The sequence below is a fragment of the Streptomyces sp. NPDC044063 genome (genome assembly GCF_056434285.1).
Window position 1 is genome coordinate 182,222 of record NZ_JBWKFM010000011.1, and the last position, 18,777, is coordinate 200,998.

Sequence of the window (18,777 nt, forward strand, 5' to 3'; positions counted from 1 at the left end):
TTTTTGCCGTTCGAGCTGAAAAAAAGAGAAATCCTTCCCCCCCCGCCCCCCCCCCCCCAAGCACGGACCCCCCCCCCCCCCCCCGCCCCCCCCCCCCCCCCCCCGCCGCCGCGCCCGCGCCGTCGGCGCGCGAGGCCGGGCCCCGGCCCCTGGTGCAGCGCTCCGAGGAGCGCGAGCGGCTGGGCCGACTGCTGTCCCGCGGCCGTTCCGTACGGCTGACCGGACCTTCCGGGTCCGGCCGCAGCGTGCTGCTGGACGCGGTCGCCGAGGACTGCGCGGGCCTGGCGCCCGACGGGGTCGTCCGGCTGAGCGGCTACCACCGCACGCCGGGCGACCTGCTCCACGAGCTCTTCGCCGCGGTCCACCACGCGCCGCTGCACCGCCCCGACCGGGCCGAACTGATGGCGGCCGTGCACGAGATCGGCGCCGTCGTGGTCCTGGACGACCTGGAGTTCGGCGGCGTCGCGCTCGACGAACTCCTCGACGCCACGCCCGAATGCGCCTTCCTCCTCGCGGCCACCCCCGACGTCCCGGCGCCCTCCACCGACGCGCACGTGGAGGAGGTCTTCCTCGGCGGACTCGACCGCACCGGCTGCCTGGAGCTCCTGGAGCTGGCCGTGGACCGGCCGCTCACCGACCGGGAGGCCGACTGGGCCGCCGACCTCTGGTTCGAGTCCGAGGGGCTGCCCCTGCGCTTCGTGCAGGCCGGCGCCCTGCTGCGGCAGCTCGGCGAGGCCGCGGAGCGGGAGACGTCCGGGCCCGCGGCCGCCGACGAGTTCGGCGTGACCGCCGAGCGCCCCTACGCGGCCGCCGCCTCGGCCGGTGCCGACGGCGGGGAGGACACGGACGAGGAGGCGACCGCCGGGCGCGCCCCGTCGCTGCCCACGATCGCCGAGGCCGCCGCGCCCGCGGCGCCGCTCGCCTCCCGCCTGAGCGGGGCCGCCCGGGACGCCCTGCGGTTCGCCGTCGCGCTCGGCGGCGAACTGCCCCACCAGGCCCACCTGCCCGCCCTGGCCGGCGACACCCACGCCGACGCCGCCATCGGCGAGCTGCTCTCCGCCGGCCTGATCAGCCCCGTGGGCGCCCACTACCGGCTGGCGGCCGGCGTGGCCGACCAGCTGATCGCCGCCGGCTACGACGACGACGCCGCCGACCGCGCCCACGCCGCGGCCCGGCACTACTCCTGGTGGGCCGGCCACCCCTCGGTCACCCCCGAGCGGATCGCCGTCGAGGCCGAGACGATCCTCGCCGCCGTGAGCGCCCTCGTCGGCCACGGCGACGCCGGGCACCGCGCGGCCGCCGTGCTGCTCGCCCGCACCGCCGCGCCGGCGTTCGCGGCCGCGCTCCACTGGGGCGCCTGGGAGCGCACCCTGCGGGCCGGCCAGGAGGCCGCGCGGCTGGCCGGCGAAGTCGGCGAAGAAGCGTATTTCCACCACGAGTTGGGCGTGCTGGCGCTGTGCACCGGCAACCTCGACCGGGCCCGCGCCGAGCTGGAGGCCTCCATCGGGCTGCGCGGCGTGCTCGCCGACCGGCGCGGCACGGTCGCCGGACGCCGGGCCCTGGCCCTCGTCGCCGACCGCTCGGGCCTGGCGCTGGGCGCCCGGCCGCTGCCCGGCGGCCCCCACCGCACCGGCTCGGCGGCCATGCCGCCGCTGCCCCCGCTGCCGGCCCGTACCCCCTCCGGCGAGGAGGTGCCGGACGCCCGCAGCGAGGAGTCGGCCGCGCCCCCGGCCAAGGCGGCGCGCCCCGTCCGGCAGCGGCCGACCGACGGCACCACCGTCGTCAGCCGTGTCCCGGCGGCGCCCGTGGCGTCCGCGGCGGTGCCGCGCCCGCCCGCGGGCCCCCCGGCGGGCGTCCCGCGGCGCGGTCCGGTGGGCCGGCGGTCCTGGGCGCAGAAGCTCATGGCCGGCGGCAACCGGCGCAACCTCGTCGCGGCGTGCGCGGGCGCCCTCCTGGCGGCCGTCCTCGGCACCGTCGTCACCCTCGGCGCCACCACCGGCGGCGGTGACGACGGCCGCGCCGACACGGTCAAGCCCGGGCAGTCGGCCTCGCAGCAGGACGGCGACAACGGGATGATCGCCGACGAGCCGGCGTCCGGCGGGCGGGGCAACCCGGGAGTCCCCGGCCGCCCGGGCACGCCGGGCCGCTCGGCGGCGCCCAGCGGCACCCCGAGCTCGCCCGGCGCCTCCGGCAGCCCCTCGCCGTCCGCGTCCGGCAGCGGCGACCCCGCCACCCCGTCGCCCACGCCCGACCGGCCCACGCAGAGCCCGACCCGCTCGCCCGGCGGCGGGGAGACCACCAAGCCGTCGCCGCCCGCGCCGACGAAGACGGAGGACAAGCCCCCGACGACGTCGCCCGAGCCGCCGACCAAGGGCCCCCAGCCGCCCACGGGCGCGAGCTCCAACTCCGCGAGCGGCCCGGCCCCGGGCGGTACGGGCGGCGGCGCGAGCGGGGGCGCCACCGGCGGCGGCAGTCCCATCGCCTAGCCGCGACGGTACCCACGCACACGGAAGGGCCCGTACGGTGACGTACGGGCCCTTCCGTATGCGTGCCGGCCGTCGGGCCGGACCGGGATCAGAACAGCCGCAGCTTGTCGTCCTCGATGCCGCGCATCGCGTCGTAGTCCAGCACGACGCAGCCGATGCCGCGGTCCGTGGCCAGGACCCGCGCCTGGGGCTTGATCTCCTGGGCGGCGAAGACGCCGCGCACGGGGGCCAGGTGCGGGTCGCGGTTGAGGAGCTCCAGATAGCGGGTGAGCTGCTCCACACCGTCGATCTCGCCGCGGCGCTTGAGCTCCACGGCCACCGTGCCGCCCTCGGCGTCGCGGCAGAGGATGTCCACCGGGCCGATCGCCGTGGGGTACTCGCGGCGGATGAGGGTGTAGCCCTCGCCGAGCGTCTCGATGCGGTCGGCGAGCAGCTCCTGGAGGTGCGCCTCGACGCCGTCCTTGATCAGACCGGGGTCCACGCCCAGCTCGTGGGAGGAGTCGTGGAGGACTTCCTCCATGGTGATGATGAGCTTCTCGCCCGCCTTGTTGATCACCGTCCACACACCGTCGCCCTCCTTCAGGGTGCACGGCGGCGACATCCAGTTCAGGGGCTTGTAGGCGCGGTCGTCCGCGTGGATGCTGACGCTGCCGTCCGCCTTGACCAGGATCAGACGGGGGGCGGAGGGCAGATGGGCGGTGAGCCGGCCCGCGTAGTCCACGGAGCAACGGGCGATGACGAGACGCATGGTGAGCCACGCTACTCGACTCCTGCCACTTCACGCGATTCGCCCTGGAAGACCCCCTCGGGCTTTGGCCAGTTGTCGGTGTTCTCCTGGTGGGGCAGCAGTGGCCGGATTACCGTTGAAGCGGGCGGTCGCCGTACGAGCACAGGGCGTCGTCGTCCGCTCGCCCATCCCTGAGACCCCCCGCACGGGGGTCGCGAGAGGAGAACCCATGTCGCTCGACGTCTCACCGGCCCTCCTCGAACAGGCCGAGCGAGGCGAGGTCGACGAAGCCGCCTTCGTCGACTGCGTCCGGACCTCCCTGCCCTACGCATGGGAGACGATCAGCTCCCTGGTGGACCGGCTCACGGCCGACGGCGGTGCGTTCGCCGACAACCGGACGCCCCCGCCGGACGAGCAGGCGCGTGGCCAGCTGCTGCGCGCCCTGGCGAGTGACGCGATCCGGGGTGCGCTGCAGCGGCACTTCGGGGTCCGCCTGGCGTTCCAGAACTGCCACCGGGTGGCGGTCTTCCCCGCGGGCCCCGCGGCGGACGACCGGCTGGCCCGGTTCACCTCGGTCCGGGCCCAGCTGCTGAACCAGTCGCCGGAGCTGCGGGACTGCTGACGGGTGTCCTGTGCTGCCGCTCCGAGTGCGGGAGGTGCTTCAAGGATTCGGGTGCGGCAGCTCCGCCGGGGCCTGTGACCGGCGGATCACACGAGCAGGGGCAGCACCTCCCCGCCGAGCCGGCGGAGGTTCTCCTCGGTGGCGGCGAGGTCGCCGGAACCCTCGGCGAGCAGGGCGAACCGGTTGATGCCGGTGCGCTCGCGGGTGGCGGCGAGCCGGTCGGCGCACAGCCGTGGCGAGCCGACGGGATGGAGGTCGCACAGCAGCTCCGTGTACGCCAGCGGGTCGCGCATCCGGCGGACCCGGCCGTCGACGGTGACGTGCGCCGAGAGGCCGTGGTGCAGCCAGCCCGGCATGGTCTTCAGCAGTGTCTCCCGCGCCTCCGGGGACCGGTCCGCGATCTGCACCACCCCGGCCGCCACATGGCCGGCGGCCGCCACCCGCTCCGGCGAACCGCCCGCCCGCAGCGCGCACTCCCGCCACAGGGCGACCATCTCCGCCTTCTCGGCGTCCTCGCTGTGCATGCCCAGCAGCATGGGCAGCCCGTGCGCCGCCGCCAGCCGTACGCTGGCCGGCGAGGTGCACGCGACGACGACGCCGGGACCGGTGGAGTCCAGCAGCTCGTCGGGGCGGGGCACCACCGGGACCTCGCGGAAGGCGAAGCGATCGCCCGCGGTGCCCACCCGGGGCTCGCGCAGCCAGCGCATCAGCAGATCGAGCGACTCGGGGAACCCCTCTTCGTACGCCCCCAGGCCCGAGTTGAAGACCTCCAGGTCCACCCAGGGCCCGCCGCGCCCCACCCCGAGGGTGAACCGGCCGCCCGAGGCGATGTGCAGCAGGGCGGCCTGCTCGCCCAGGGTCACGGGATGGGTGGTGGGCAGGACGCTGACGGCCGTACCGACCCGGAGGGTGCGGGTGCGGCCGAGCAGCAGGGCGGCGAGGGTCACCGCCGAGGGGCACACCCCGTACGGCACGAAGTGGTGCTCGGCCAGCCAGACCGCGTCCAGCCCGGCCTCCTCGGCGACCTCCGCCGAGCGGATCGCCCGGTACAGCGGCTCCTCGTGGCCCTGACCGGGGAACTGGGCAGCCAGGACAAAGGCTCCAACGCGCATCGCTCTCGTTCCTCCTAGCGACCGACGCGGCATCCCCCTGAGGCAATAACGGCGGACACGTGCCGAAGGTACGGCCGTGCGTGAAGTTTTCATGATGATCGGTGTACAGGCGTCACAGAGGTCAGGGACACCGCGCCACGGTGGTGACCATGACGCGTAGGCTGGTCACGACCCGTAGCCCCCCAGACCCACCGAGGTGCCCCGTGTCCCCGCGCCGAAACCGCCCGCGAGGCGGGACCGACCACTCCTCCCCCCTCCCGCGCGACGTCGGTGGCGAGCGGTACGGCCTGGAGCGGACCGAGTCCTGGCAGGGCGAGGACTGGGCGGTGCGGATGATCGGCGGCGGCGCGGCCGCGAAGCACTACCGCTGCCCCGGCTGCGACCAGGAGATCCCGCCGGGGGTGCCGCACCTGGTGGCCTGGCCGCAGCACGGCGGCGGCGTCGAGGACCGCCGGCACTGGCACCGGTCCTGCTGGAACGCGAAGGACCGCCGGAGCGCGCGGCTCCAGCGGTCCCGTAACGCGCCGAGGTACTAGGGCCTGTCCGGGCCCCGGTCTCCTCGCTCAGGCGTCCCGCTTCGTCAGCGAGAGGTAGGCGCCGGTCAGTGCGACGGCCGCCACGCCCAGCATGATCCACAGGGGGTTCCAGCCGGTGGGGGTGCCGGCGTGCTGCTCGGACCCGGTGGCGTAGAAGGCCGAGAGCTGCATCGGGACCGAGTAGTCGATCAGTGCCTTGCGGACGTCCTCGAGTGCCTCGCCCATCATGAACAGGGACAGCACGATCGGCAGCAGGATCACACCCAGCATGACCGTGATGGCCCCGGCGGAGTGCCGCAGCAGGGTGCCCACGGCGAGCCCGAGCAGGCCCAGCGTCGCCACGTAGAGGCTGACGCCCACCGTCGAGCGCAGCCAGAGCTCGGCGTCGGGGGTGAGGGTGGTCCGGTCGGCCAGCAGCGCGGAGTCCACCATCGCGATCAGCCCGGTCGCGACGAAGGTGATCACGAACGTCAGGAGGAAGAAGACGAGCGACTTCGCCGCCAGCACCCGGCCGCGGTCGGGGCAGGCGGTCAGGGTGGTGCGGATCATGCCCGTGCCGTACTCGGACGAGATGGTCAGCACCCCGAGCGTGACCACGCAGATGATGCCGAGGAGCACGCCGAAGAACCCCAGCGCGAGCGGCGAGGAGTTGGCGGTGTCCCCGCTCTGGCCGGCGACGAGGGCCGCGGTCAGGAAGCCGATGCCGAGGATCAGCAGCACCATGATGCCCAGCGTCCACATCGTCGACCGCACGGACCGGATCTTGGTCCACTCGGAGGCGACGGCGTCCATGAGGGTGGCCTTGCGGATCGGGATCGGCGAGACGTAGCCGCCGGCGGGCGCCTGCCCCGGCCAGTGGCCGGCCGCCGCGCCCTGCGCGTACGCGGGAGCGGGGACCGGCGGGGCGGCCTGCGGCATCGCGGGGGCCTGCGGGGCGGTCTGCGGGGGCGCGGGGTGCTGCTGCGGGGTGGTCATCGGGCGTCCTCGCTGTCGCGCTTGGTCAGGTCGGCGGGCGCGCCCTGGGGGGCGGGCCCGGTGGGCGGGGGGACGGGCGGCTGCGCGGCCGGGGCCACGGCGACGGGCTGGGCGTACGGGTTGGGCTGCTCGCCCGGCAGGACCGGGTAGGCCTGCTCGGCCCAGCCCTGCGGGAGCGGGGCGGCGGCGGGCTGCTGCCAGCCGTGCGGCGCCGGCGGCGCCTGGAGGCCCGCGCGCTGGTCCTGCGTGGAGCGGTAGTCGACCGCGCCCTGCGTCATGCGCATGTACGCCTCCTCCAGGGAGGCCTGGTGCGGGGAGAGCTCCCACAGACGGGTGCCGGCCTCGTGGGCGAGGTCGCTGATCCGGGGCAGGGCCAGGCCCGTCACCCGCAGCGCGCCGTCCGGCTCCGGCAGGACCTGGGCACCCTCCGCGACCAGGGCGGCCGTCAGCTTCTCGCGGCCCTCCGCCTCGCCGTCCGGGGTGCGCACCCGCGCGAAGCCCGCGGAGTTCGCCGCGATGAAGTCCTTGACGCTCATGTCCGCCATGAGCTGCCCGCGCCCGATCACGATCAGGTGGTCGGCGGTCAGCGCCATCTCGCTCATCAGGTGGGAGGAGACGAAGACCGTACGGCCCTCGGCCGCCAGGCCCTTCATCAGGTTGCGGACCCAGAGGATGCCCTCGGGGTCGAGGCCGTTGACCGGCTCGTCGAAGAGCAGCACCTGGGGGTCGCCGAGCAGCGCCGCGGCGATGCCCAGCCGCTGCCCCATGCCGAGCGAGAAGCCCTTGGAGCGCTTGCGGGCCACGTCCTGGAGGCCGACGACGCCGAGGACCTCGTCCACGCGACGGGCCGGGATGCCGGACAGCTGGGCGAGCGAGAGCAGGTGCATCCGGGCGCTGCGCCCGCCGTGCACGGCCTTGGCGTCGAGGAGGGCGCCGACCTGGCGGGGCGCGTTGGGCAGCTTGTGGAACGGCTGCCCGCCGATGGTGACCCGGCCCGCAGAGGGCACGTCCAGCCCCAGGATCATCCGCATGGTCGTCGACTTGCCGGAGCCGTTGGGCCCCAGGAAGCCGGTGACGGCACCCGGCCGCACCTGGAAGGTCAGGTTGTGCACGGCCGTCTTGGCGCCGTAGCGCTTTGTCAGGCCGACTGCCTCGATCATTCTCCGCCCCTCGCGAGCTCGGTCAGGGACTGTGCCCTCGGTCGGGGGCATGCGCCCCGCAAGGATTAGGAGGATAGATCAGCGGTTGACGGTTCCCGATGCGCGTGTGATGCGGAGGGGCGGGCGGTGCCGGCGGCCCGGGTGGTGCCGGCGGTGCTGGTGATGGCTACGCGTCCCGCCGCTTGAGCACCGCGTATCCGCCGATCAGCGCGGCGACCACCCACAGCGCCATGATCGCGAAGCCGCCCCAGGGCCCGTACGGCTTGTCGTCGCCGGCCGTGACCACCTGCATGACCTTCTGGCCGGCCTGGTCGGGCAGGTACTGGCCCACCTTCTTGGTGGCGGGGACGTTGCCCAGGATCGCGGAGACCAGGAAGAAGAACGGCATGAGGATGCCGAGCGAGAGCATCGGGCTGCGCAGCATGGCCGCGATGCCCATCGAGAAGACGGTGATCAGGGTCATGTAGAGGCCGCCGCCGAGCACCGCGCGCAGCACGCCGGGATCGCCCAGCGCCGCGCCGTGGTCGCCGAGCATGGCCTGTCCGACCGAGAACGCCGCGAAACTCGTGATCATCCCGACCGCGCAGGCGAGCAGCGTCGCGACAATGATCTTGCAGAACAGGAAGGTGGCGCGCTGGGGAACGGCGGCGAGCGACGTACGGATCATTCCCGTGCTGTATTCGTTCGCCACCACGAGCACACCGAAAACGATCAATGCCAGCTGGCCGAGGCCCATTCCCGCGAAGCTGATGTAGGTCGGATCGAAATCGATCTTCCCCTCGGGCGACAGGTTGTCGAATTCCCTTTTGGAAAGAGCGCTGATCAGAGCGCCGAGAGCGACGGTCGCCACGATGGCGAGGCCGAGCGTCCACACCGTGGACCGGACGGATTTGATCTTCGTCCATTCCGATCGCAGCACCTGGGCCACCACCGCCATCGTCAGGCTCCCTTCCGCCGCCGCCAGTCGGCCCCCCAGCCCCCGTCCGGCGCCGCTCCGGGCTCCGGCGGACGGTGGTTCTCATGGGCGTGGTACTCCACCGCCCCGGCCGTCAGCCGCATGAACGCCTCCTCCAGCGAGGCGGACTGCGGGCTCAGCTCGTGCAGCACCAACTGGTGGCGCGCCGCCAGCTCGCCCAGGTGTGCCGCGTCCTCGCCCTCCACCTCCAGCGCCCCCTCGGGGCCGGGACCGAAGGCGATGCCGGCGCCGTGCAGCACCTCCCGCAGCCGCTCGTGGTCGGGCGAGCGCATCCGGACGAACGAGCGGGAGTTCTCCGCGATGAAGTCCCGCATGCCGGTGTCCGCCAGCAGTTTGCCCTGCCCGATGACCACCAGATGGTCGGCGGTCAGCGCCATCTCGCTCATCAGGTGGGAGGAGACGAAGACCGTACGGCCCTCCGCCGCCAGGCTCTTCATCAGATTGCGGATCCAGTGGATGCCCTCGGGGTCGAGGCCGTTGACCGGCTCGTCGAACATCAGGATGCGCGGATCGCCCAGCAGCGCGCCCGCGATGCCCAGGCGCTGCCCCATGCCGAGCGAGAACCCCTTGGTGCGCTTGCGGGCCACGGCCGTCAGACCCACCGTGTCCAGCGCCTCCCGCACCCGGCCCGCCGGGATGCCGTTGCTCTGCGCCAGACAGAGCAGGTGGTGGTAGGCGCTGCGGCCGCCGTGCATCGCCTTGGCGTCCAGCAGGGCGCCGACGGTCCGGAGCGGGTCGCGCAGCTCGCGGTAGTGCCGTCCGTCGATGCGGACCGTGCCGCTGGTGGGGTTGTCGAGATCGAGCATCATGCGCATGGTCGTCGACTTGCCGGCCCCGTTGGGCCCCAGGAAGCCGGTGACGATGCCCGGCCGGACCGTGAACGTGAGGTGGTCCACGGCGCGGACGTCGCGGTAGTGCTTGGTCAGCCCCTCGAGCTCGATCACTCAGCCACGGTAAGCGCGCCCACCGGGCCCCGCCACCGGTGGCGCGGGCTCCGCGCAAGTCGCCCACGGCCCTCCGCCACAACCGGCTCGGCGCGCCACACGCGGCCCCCGAGGGCCGCGTGTGGCGCGCCGAGCACACCGATCCCCCGATCGAGTGCGGTGCCTCCGCCGCGTATCAGCGGCTCTGCTGGGCCGGGACGCCGCGCGAGATCGGCTCGTCGTCACCCGGCACCCCGGCCGCCGCCACGGCCGCGCCCGTCAGCGTGGCCAGCATCTCGCGGACGTTGGTCAGCTGGGCGTTGATGCTGTCGCGGCGGTTGGTGAGCGCCGCCAGCTCACGCTCGGACTCGCTGCGGATACGGTCCGCCTTGGCGTTGGCGTCCGCCACGATGTCCTCGGCCTGGCGCTGCGCGGTCTCCACCGTCTGGCGGGCCCGGCGCTCGGCGTCCGTACGCAGCTTCTCGGCCTCCAGGCGCAGCTGCTCGGCGCGGTGCTCGATCTCCGCCAGCCGCTTCTCCGCCTTGGCCTGGCGGGAGGCGAGGTCGCGCTCGGACTGCTCGCGGCGCTTGGCCAGGTTGGTCTCGAAGTCAGCCGCCGCCTGGGCCGCCTTGGCGCGCGTCTCCTCGAAGAGGGCGTCCGCCTCCTCGCGCTTGGACTGGGCGTCCTTCTGCGCCTCGGCACGCAGCGAGGCCGCGTCGCCCTTGGCCTTCTCGACGATCCGGGCGCCCTCGTCCTCCGCCTTCGCCTTGCGGTCGGCGGCGAACGACTCGGCGTCGTTGCGCACCTGCTGGGCGGCCGACTCGGCCAGCTCACGGTGCTGCTCGGCGGCGCGCCGGGCCTCCTCACGCAGGTCCTTGGCCTCTTCCTCGGCCAGCCGCAGGATCTTCTCGACCCGCGCCCCGAGCCCCGCGTACGACGGCTCGGCGTCGTTGATCTGGGCCTGAGCGTTCTGCGTCTCGAGGTGGAGCTCCTCGATGCGCTTTTCCAAGGAGGTGATCCGGGCCAGCGCGCTGTCACGGTCCGCTACGAGCTTCGTAATGCGGTCGTCCACCTGGCCGCGGTCGTATCCACGCCGCACCAACTCGAAGCCGAAGGGGGAGGAAGTGTCGCTCATGGGGTTCCTGTCATTGGAGACCTGTGAGGTGATAGAGGGAATCCTAGGGGCGTGAGCGGCGTGTCATCCGGCAGATGGTGGTAGACGGTGCGGGAATCTGGAAAATGACCCCTCGATTGAGTGGCTACTTTCGGTCCTGCTTGCCACCCGATCGAGTTGCCCCGACGCCGGCCGTCGCCTTCACCCCACCGTCCTTTGAGCCGCCCGCCCCCGGGGACTCAAATGATTCCAACGCTTCCAACACGTCCTGGACACGGGAAATCTCGGCCTGAATGTCCTCGCGACGACGGACCAGCACCTCCAACTCCCGCTTCCCCTCCTCAAGAAGACGTGCGGCCTCCTCCTGAGCCTCGGTGCGCAGGCGCTCGGCCTCGCGTACAGCGCCCGTCCTCTTCTGCTCCGCCTCCTTGATGAGCGCGTCCGCCTTCTTCACGGCGGTGATGCGCACCTTGCTCGCCTCGGTCTGGGCGTCCGAGATCAGCTTCTCCGCCTTCTCCTCGGCGTCCGTCAGCTGCTCCGTGGCGGCCGCGACCAGCTTGTCGCAGCGCTCGCCGGCCGACTGCATCGCCTCGGCCGCCTCCCGGCGGGCCCGGTCGTGCAGTTCCTCGACGTCCGCCTCGATCCGGGAGCGCAGCTCCTCGGCCCGCTCCCTTATGGCGGTCGCGTCCCCGCGCGCCTCGGCGAGCAGGGTGTCGGCGTCCGTACGGGCCCGCTCCACCAGCGCGTTGCCCTCGCCGGTGGCCTCGGCGACGATCCGGTCGGCCTCCTTGCGGGCCGCGCCCACCATGGCGTCGGCCTGCTCCTCGGCGGCCGTGGCGGCCCGTACGGCCTCCTCCTGCGCCTTGGCGACCAGCGCGTCCGCCTGCTCGGCGGCCTCCGCCAGCTTCCGGGCACAGGCGTTGCGGGCGTCGTCGATCGTCCGCTCGCCCTCGGCCCGCGCCTCGGCGCGCAGCCGCTCCGCCTCCAGGACCGCGTCCGCCTTGATCTTCGCGGAGTCGGCCCGGGTGCTGTTGGCGTTCTCCTGCGCGGCGGCGAGCGCCTCGGCGGCCTCGGTGGCCATCCGCTCCGCCTCCGCCATGGCCTCCATCACGAGGGTGTCCGCCTGCTCGGCGGCCTCCGCGCGACGGGCGTTCGCCGCCTCGCGGGCCTCGTCGGTGGTCCGCGTCGCCTCGCGGCGGGCGTTCTCCAGCGCCTCGTCGGCGTCCGCGCGCAGCCGCTCGGCGGCGGCCGTCGCCTCGGCCAGGGCGCGCTCGGCCCGCTCGGCGGCCTCGACGCGGTGCGCCTCGGCGGCCTCCCGGGCCTCCTCCAGGGCACGGACGGCCTCGGCGGCCATCTTCTCGGCCTCGGCCGTGGCCTTGGCGACGAGCTCGTCGGCCTGCTGCGCGGCCTCCACCCGGCGGGCGTTCGCCGCCTCGCGGGCCGTCTCGACGATCCGGTCGGCGTCGTCCTGCGCCGAGGAGGTCAGCTCGGCGGCCTCGTCGACGATGCGCTCGGCCTCCGCCCGGCCCTCGGACCGGATCTTGTTCGCGTCCTCGCGGGCGTCGGCCCGGGTCCGTGCCGCGTCCTGCTCCGCCGACGCCAGCGCGTCGGAGGCGTCCGTCCGCATCTGCTGGGCCTTCGCGGAGGCGTCCGCGACCATGCGCTCGGCCTCCGCGGTCGCCTTGGCGACCACCGCGTCGGCCTGCTCGTCGGCCTTGGCCTTCCGCTCCGCGGCGGCCGCGACCAGCCGCTCCGCCTCGCGCTTCGCCTCGGCCAGGGTGTGCTCGGCCCGCTCGGTCGCCTCCGCGCGCTGCGCCTCGGCGGCCTCGCGCGCCTCGTCGAGGGTCCGCAGGGCCTCGGCGCCCATCTTCTCGGCCTCGGCCGTCGCCTCGGCGATGAGCTCGTCGGCCTGCTGGGCGGCCTCCGCGCGGCGGGTGTTCGCGGCCTCGCGGGCCTCGTCCACCGTCCGGGCGGCCTCGGCACGCAGCCGGTCCGCGTCGGTCTCGGCCTCGGCCCGGTGGGCGTCGGCGGCCCGGCGGGCGTCGCCCTCGATCCGGGCGGCGTCCGCCGTGGCGCCCTCCACCAGCTCGGTGGCCTCGGCCACCAGCCGCTCGGCCTCGCGGTTCGCCTCCGCCAGGGCCCGCTCGGCCCGCTCGGCGGCCTCCGCGCGCTGCGCCTCGGCGGCCTCCCGGGCCTCGCCCAGGGTGCGCAGCGCCTCCGCGGCCATCTTCTCGGCCTCGGTGGTGGCCTCGGCGATGAGCTCGTCGGCCTGCAGCGCCGCCTCGGTACGCCGGGCGTTCGCGGCCTCGCGGGCCTCGTCGGTCGTCCGGGCGGCCTCGGCGCGCAGCCGCTCCGCCTCCTCGGCGGCCTCGGCCAGCGTCCGCTCGGCCTGTCCGGCCGCCTCGGTCCGCAGCTTCTCGGCCTCGGTGGTGGCCTCGGCGATCAGCTCGTCGGCCTGCCGGGCCGCCTCCGCGCGGCGGGTGTTCGCGGCCTCGCGCGCCTCGTCCAGGGTGCGGACGGCCTCGGCCTCCACCCGCTCGGCCTCGGCGGTGGCCTCCGCGAGCGTGCGCTCCGCCCGCTCGGCGGCGGCGTCGGCCGCGGCCTTGGCCTCGGCACGGGTCGCGGCGGCCTCCTCGTCGGCGCGCTCGCGCTCGGCGTAGGCGTCGGCCCGTACCCGGTCGGCCTCGATCTGCGCTTCGGTGACCGTCCGCTCGGCGTTGTGCTCGGCGGCCGAGCGCAGGCCGGAGATCTCCTCCTCGGCCTGCTCGTGCAGCCCGGCGACGGCGTCCCGCACCTGCTGGGCGGTCTGCTCGGCGGCGGCCACCAGCTCGGAGGCGCGCTGCTCGGCCTCCTCGACCAGCCGGCGACCCTCCTCCTGCGCCTCGGCGACCCGCTTGCGCGCCGAGGCCAGCAGCTCCTCGCTCTGCTCGTGCGCCGCCTCGCGCTCCGCCTGCGCCTCCGTACGGGCGCCACCGAGCAGCTCCTCGGCCTCCCGGCGACGGCGCGCGGCCTCCTCCTGGGCGGCGGTCAGCGCCTCGGCGGCCTCGGCGGCCGTGCGCTCGGCGGCGGCGTTCGCCTCCGCCCGCACCCGGTCGGCCGTCTCCTGCGCCTCGGAGCGCAGCCGCTCCGACTCCTCCTCGGCCTCGCCGCGCAGACGGGTGGCCGTGGCCTCGCCCTCGGCACGCGCCCCGGACGCCTCCTCGGCGGCCTCGGCGCGCAGCCGCTCGGCCTCCTCCTCGGCCTGCTCGCGCAGCGTACGGACGCGCTCCGCGGACTCCGCGCGCTGCTTCTCGGCCTCCTCGGCCGCCTCCCGGCGCAGCCTCTCGGCCTCCGCGCGGGCCTCGCGCAGCGCCGTCTCGGCCGCCTCCACCCGCTGCTCGGCCTCGGCCTGCAGCCGGGCCAGCTCCGCCGCGGCCTCCTCGGCCTTCGCGGCGGCCGCCCGCTCGGCCTCCTCGCGCAGCGCGCGGGCCGCCTCGGCGGCCTCCTCGCGGGTGCGCGTGGCGTGGTCCTCGGCCTCCTCGGCCATCTCCTCGGCCTCGGTACGGGCCCGCTCCAGGGCCTCCTCGGCCTGCCGGCGCAGCGTGGCCGCGCGCTCGGCCGCCTCGGTGCGCACCCGCTCGCTCTCGGCGGCCGCGCCGGAGCGGGTCTCCTCGGCGTTGTCCTTGGCCTTGACCAGCAGCTCCTCGGCGGTGCTGGCCGCCTCCTCGATCTGCTGGAGCGCCTCGCGGCGCGCCTCGCCGCGCAGGCGCTCGCCCTCGGCGACGGCCTCGGCACGCAGCTGCTCGGCCTCGCCGCGCAGACGGCGGGCCTCCTCCTGCAGCTCGACCGTCCTGGCCCGGTACTCCTTGGTGTCGTCCTTCGCCGCGCCCTTGAGCTGCTCGGCGGTGTCGGCGGCCTGCTCCCGCAGCCGCTCGGCCTCGGCCTCCGCCTCACCGCGGATGCGCTCGGCCTCGGCGGTGGCGGCCTTGGTGGTGGCACGGGCGTCCTCGGACGCCTTGGCCAGCACCTCCTCGGCCGTCCGGGCGGCCTTGGCCAGGGCGGCGGCGGAGTCCTCGGCGACGGCGCTGCGCGCCTTGTCGGCGGCCTCGGCCAGCAGTCGCTCGGCCTCGGCGGCGGCGTCCGCGCGCAGCCGCTCGGCCTCCGCCTTGAGGGCCTCGGCCTCCTTGGTGGCCTCGCTGACCAGGCGGGCGATCTCGGCCCTGGCCGTCCGGGTGCGCTGCTCGTTGTCCGACTCGGCGCCGGCCAGCCGGGCGGACGCGGCCTCCTTCGCCTCGGCGACCAGCTTCTCGGCCTCGGCCCGCGCCTCGCGCAGCGCCGCGTCGGCCTCCTGGAGGCGCGCCTCGGCCGTGCGCGTCATCTCGGCGGCGGAGGTGCGTGCCTGGTCGGACTCCGCGGTGGTGGCGGTGCGCAGCTGCTCGGCGTGGTCGGTGGCCTCCTGCGCCTGCGCGGAGGCGGCGGTCAGCAGCCGCTCGGCGTCCGTGCGCGCCCGGCGCAGGATCGCTTCGGCTTCCGCGCGGGCCTCCTCGGCGGCGGCCCCGAGCCGGCCACTGGCCTGCTCGGTGAGCCGCTGGGCCTCGGCACGGGCCGTGGTCAGGGCCTGCTCGGCCTCCGCCCGGGACTCGTCCAGCAGCCGTCGGGCCTGGGACTCCGTGCGGGCGCGCAGCTGCTCGGCCCAGGCGACGTTCTCGTTGACGTGGGACTCGACGGTCCGGCGGCGCTCGTTGAGCTCCTCGTCCAGGCGCTGCCGGCGGGCCACCGCCTCGGCGTGCAGCTCGGCCTCCATACGGGCCTGCCGCTCGGCCTGCTCCTGGAGGAGGCGCTGCGTCTGGGCCCGGGCCTCGCGCAGCTCGCGCTCGGCGTCGGTGCGCAGCTGGTCCGCCTGGATCTGGGCGTTCCGCAGCAGCTGTTCGGCCTGGTAGTCGATGCCCGCCGAATCGTAGGCGGGACGGTGGGCGAGGGTGCGGCGCGCCTCGTGGAGCTTGGCGCGCAGCACCTCGACCTGGTAGCCGAGGTCGTCGGCGTGCTGGACCGCCTTTTCCCGCTCGGTCTTCAGCCGCTCCATCTCGGCCTCGAACTTCGAGAGGTGGTCGGCCTCGTCCCGTTGCCACTCCTGGCGCTCGTAGCCCCGCACAGCGCGGTCCATCCGTCCCCTGGTCGCGTCGGCGGCCGGCCCCGTACTGCGTCGGTGGTGGAACCCGGAGCCCGCCCTTCCGAAGAAATGGTGTCAGATCATCGGTACAGCCCGGTCCGGGGACCACCAGGTCCCCGGCCGAACCCGCACTCTACCGGCCGGGGGAGGTGAGGGTCAGTGCTCCGTCTCCGGCCGGGGCGCCGAGGTGACCAGTTCGGTGAGGACGCCGTGGCAGTCCTTGGGGTGGAGGAAGGTGATGCGCGAGCCCATGGAGCCGCGGCGCGGCTCGTCGTAGAGGACCCGGACGCCCTTCTCGCCGATGGCCCGGGCGTCGCCGTCGACGTCGGCGGTGCCGAACGCGATGTGGTGAACGCCCTCGCCGTTCTTCGCGAGCCACTTGCCCACCGCGGAGTCCTCCCGGGTGGGCTCCAGCAGCTGGAGGTAGGAGGCGCCGCCGTCGGACGTCTCGTTGATCTTCAGCATGGCCTCGCGGACGCCCTGCTCCTCGTTGACCTCCGTGTGGAACACCTCGAAGCCGTACGTGGCACGGTAGAACTCGACGGTTCGGTCGAGGTCGAAACAGGCGATCCCGATGTGGTCGATGCGCGTCAGCATGGCTTCAGTCCACCGCCCCGCGGGGTGGTTACGCAACGTGCGCGCGATCACACCGTCGGCCCGGTGACGAGGTCCGTACCCCTCAGTACATTGACGGGAACCGTCGTTAACATCCCTCTCCTCCCCAAGGAGCAGCGTCCATGTCCGGTTCGAACGGCACCAATCGCCGCACCTCCGTCATCGTCGCGGGCGCCCGGACGCCCATGGGCCGCCTGCTCGGCTCGCTGCGCAGCTTCTCCGGTGCCGAGCTGGGCGGCTTCGCCATCAAGGCGGCGCTGGACCGGGCGGGCATCGGCGGCGACCAGGTGCAGTACGTGATCATGGGTCAGGTGCTCCAGGCCGGCGCCGGGCAGATCCCGGCCCGCCAGGCGGCCGTGAAGGCCGGCATCCCGATGAGCGTGCCCGCCCTGACCGTCAACAAGGTCTGTCTGTCGGGCCTGGACGCCATCGCCCTGGCCGACCAGCTCATCCGCGCGGGTGAGTTCGACGTCGTGGTGGCCGGCGGCCAGGAGTCGATGACCAACGCGCCGCACCTGCTGCCCAAGTCCCGCGAGGGCTACAAGTACGGTGCGATCGAGATGCTCGACGCGATGGCCCACGACGGCCTGACCGACGCCTTCGAGAACATCGCCATGGGCGAGTCCACGGAGAAGCACAACACCCGCCTGGGCATCCGCCGCCCCGAGCAGGACGAGATCGCCGCGCTCTCCCACCAGCGGGCCGCCGCTGCCCAGAAGAACGGCCTGTTCGAGGCCGAGATCACCCCGGTGGAGATCCCGCAGCGCAAGGGCGACCCGGTCGTCTTCAGCAAGGACGAGGGCATCCGCGCGGAGACCACGACGGAGACGCTGGGCAAGCTGCGGCCGGCCTTCGCCAAGGACGGCACGATCACGGCCGGCACCTCCTCGCAGATCTCCGACGGCGCCGCCGCGGTGGTCGTCATGAGCAAGGAGAAGGCCGAGGAGCTGGGCCTGGCGTGGATCGCCGAGATCGGCGCCCACGGCAATGTGGCCGGCCCCGACAACTCCCTCCAGTCCCAGCCGTCCAACGCCATCCGGCACGCGCTGGGCAAGGAGGGCCTGGAGGTCGCCGACCTCGACCTGATCGAGATCAACGAGGCGTTCGCCGCCGTCGCCGTGCAGTCCATGAAGGATCTGGGCGTATCCCCTGAAAAGGTGAACGTCAACGGTGGCGCCATCGCGCTCGGCCACCCGATCGGCATGTCCGGCGCCCGCATCGTGCTGCACCTCGCGCTGGAGCTCAAGCGGCGCGGCGGCGGCGTGGGCGCGGCCGCCCTGTGCGGCGGCGGCGGTCAGGGCGACGCCCTGATCCTGCGCGTGCCGGGCAACTGACCTACGGCCCGCGCGGCCGGCATCCGATGCGAAGAACGGAGCAGTGATGGTGGACGTCCCCGCTTTGGTCGAGCAGGCCCGTGCGGGCCGGCCGCGCGCCGTGGCCCGGCTGATCTCCCTGGTGGAGGGGGCGTCCCCACAGCTGCGCGAGGTGATGGCCGCGCTGGCCCCGCTGACCGGCGGCGCCTATGTGGTGGGCCTGACCGGCTCGCCCGGCGTCGGCAAGTCCACCTCGACGTCGGCCCTGGTGAGCGCCTACCGGCGGATGGGGCGGCGGATCGGCGTGCTCGCCGTCGACCCCTCCTCGCCGTTCTCCGGCGGCGCGCTGCTCGGCGACCGGGTCCGGATGTCGGAGCACGCCTCGGACCCGGGCGTCTACATCCGCTCGATGGCCACCCGCGGCCACCTCGGCGGCCTGGCCTGGGCCGCCCCGCAGGCGATCCGGGTGCTGGACGCGGCCGGCTGCGAGGTCATCCTGGTGGAGACCGTGGGCGTGGGGCAGTCGGAGGTCGAGATCGCCTCCCAGGCCGACACCTCGGTGGTGCTGCTGGCGCCCGGCATGGGCGACGGCATCCAGGCCGCGAAGGCGGGCATCCTGGAGATCGGCGACCTCTACGTGGTCAACAAGGCGGACCGGGACGGCGCGGACGCCACGGCCCGGGAGCTCAACCACATGCTGGGCCTGGGCGAGGCCCGGTCGCCGGGCGACTGGCGGCCGCCCATCGTCAAGACGGTGGCCGCGCGCGGTGAGGGCACGGACGAGGTCGTCGAGGCCCTGGAGAAGCACCGCGCGTGGATGGAGGAGCGGGGCGTCCTCGCGGAGCGCCGCCGCCGCCGGGCCGCCCACGAGATCGAGACCATCGCCGTGACGGCCCTGCGCGAGCGCATCGGGGACCTGCGCGGCGACGCCCGCCTGGAGGCCCTCGCGGAACGTGTGACGGCCGGCTCCCTCGACCCCTACGCGGCCGCGGACGAACTCGTCGACCACCTCACCGACGCCCGCTGAGGCGGGCGCGGCGCGCCGCGGGCCCCGTCCCGCCACGGCGGG

Annotated in this window: 14 protein-coding genes; 5 read left to right on the forward strand and 9 right to left on the reverse strand. The window is 74.6% G+C overall.

Going from position 1 to position 18,777, the window contains the following annotated elements; genetic code table 11:
* Nucleotides 1-2,486: ATP-binding protein (locus AC07BS_RS16315; protein WP_478932703.1), on the forward strand; the 2,486-nt coding region annotated here is incomplete at its 5' end.
* An 88-nt stretch (nt 2,487-2,574) separates the two neighbouring features.
* Here the strand turns inward: AC07BS_RS16315 and nucS are convergent.
* Nucleotides 2,575-3,234 carry an endonuclease NucS gene (nucS, locus tag AC07BS_RS16320; protein WP_478642428.1) on the reverse strand — a complete coding sequence of 220 codons (660 nt, stop codon included), beginning with the start codon at nt 3,232-3,234 and terminating at the stop codon, nt 2,575-2,577.
* Nucleotides 3,235-3,442: 208 nt separating this feature from the next.
* On the opposite strand from nucS, the gene AC07BS_RS16325 reads away from it, so the two are divergent.
* Nucleotides 3,443-3,835, forward strand: a complete 393-nt coding sequence (locus tag AC07BS_RS16325) for an SCO5389 family protein (RefSeq protein ID WP_478642427.1) — start codon at nt 3,443-3,445, stop codon at nt 3,833-3,835.
* Nucleotides 3,836-3,921: 86 nt separating this feature from the next.
* Here AC07BS_RS16325 and AC07BS_RS16330 read toward each other — a convergent pair whose 3' ends face one another.
* On the reverse strand, nt 3,922-4,947 hold the full coding sequence (locus AC07BS_RS16330; RefSeq protein WP_478932706.1) for an LLM class flavin-dependent oxidoreductase: 1,026 nt from the start codon (nt 4,945-4,947) through the stop codon (nt 3,922-3,924).
* A 203-nt stretch (nt 4,948-5,150) separates the two neighbouring features.
* Here AC07BS_RS16330 and AC07BS_RS16335 point away from each other — a divergent pair, with 203 nt between their 5' ends.
* Nucleotides 5,151-5,483: an ATP/GTP-binding protein gene (locus AC07BS_RS16335; RefSeq protein ID WP_478642424.1), complete on the forward strand. Its 333-nt coding sequence runs from the start codon at nt 5,151-5,153 to the stop codon at nt 5,481-5,483.
* 27 nt (nt 5,484-5,510) lie between these two features.
* Here the strand turns inward: AC07BS_RS16335 and AC07BS_RS16340 are convergent, their stop codons facing one another.
* The 7 genes from AC07BS_RS16340 to mce form a co-directional block, all read right to left on the reverse strand.
* Nucleotides 5,511-6,458: an ABC-2 transporter permease gene (locus AC07BS_RS16340; protein ID WP_478932708.1), complete on the reverse strand. Its 948-nt coding sequence runs from the start codon at nt 6,456-6,458 to the stop codon at nt 5,511-5,513.
* Nucleotides 6,455-7,618, reverse strand: coding sequence for an ABC transporter ATP-binding protein (locus AC07BS_RS16345; RefSeq protein WP_478642418.1), 1,164 nt, complete (start codon nt 7,616-7,618; stop codon nt 6,455-6,457). The genes AC07BS_RS16340 and AC07BS_RS16345 overlap by 4 nt, the downstream gene beginning before the upstream one ends.
* A 166-nt stretch (nt 7,619-7,784) precedes the next feature.
* On the reverse strand, nt 7,785-8,555 hold the full coding sequence (locus tag AC07BS_RS16350) for an ABC transporter permease (protein ID WP_478932711.1): 771 nt from the start codon (nt 8,553-8,555) through the stop codon (nt 7,785-7,787).
* Nucleotides 8,556-8,557: 2 nt separating this feature from the next.
* Nucleotides 8,558-9,538 carry an ABC transporter ATP-binding protein gene (locus AC07BS_RS16355; protein ID WP_478932713.1) on the reverse strand — a complete coding sequence of 327 codons (981 nt, stop codon included), beginning with the start codon at nt 9,536-9,538 and terminating at the stop codon, nt 8,558-8,560.
* Between the two features lie 175 nt (nt 9,539-9,713).
* Nucleotides 9,714-10,652: a coiled-coil domain-containing protein gene (locus AC07BS_RS16360; RefSeq protein ID WP_189451387.1), complete on the reverse strand. Its 939-nt coding sequence runs from the start codon at nt 10,650-10,652 to the stop codon at nt 9,714-9,716.
* Nucleotides 10,653-10,776: 124 nt separating this feature from the next.
* A complete protein-coding gene (gene scy, locus AC07BS_RS16365) occupies nt 10,777-15,774 on the reverse strand; it encodes a polarized growth protein Scy (protein WP_478932715.1) in 4,998 nt (1,665 codons plus the stop codon).
* Between the two features lie 162 nt (nt 15,775-15,936).
* Complete coding sequence (mce, locus tag AC07BS_RS16370; RefSeq protein ID WP_478642409.1) at nt 15,937-16,377, reverse strand: methylmalonyl-CoA epimerase; 441 nt, start codon at nt 16,375-16,377, stop codon at nt 15,937-15,939.
* A 140-nt stretch (nt 16,378-16,517) separates the two neighbouring features.
* Between mce and AC07BS_RS16375 the strand changes: the two genes are divergently transcribed.
* Nucleotides 16,518-17,729 (forward strand): acetyl-CoA C-acetyltransferase, encoded by a 1,212-nt coding sequence (locus AC07BS_RS16375; protein WP_478642406.1) that lies wholly within the window; start codon nt 16,518-16,520, stop codon nt 17,727-17,729.
* Between the two features lie 46 nt (nt 17,730-17,775).
* Entirely contained in the window at nt 17,776-18,735 is a 960-nt protein-coding gene (gene meaB / locus AC07BS_RS16380) for a methylmalonyl Co-A mutase-associated GTPase MeaB (RefSeq protein ID WP_478642403.1), read from the forward strand.
* Nucleotides 18,736-18,777 lie beyond the last annotated feature (42 nt).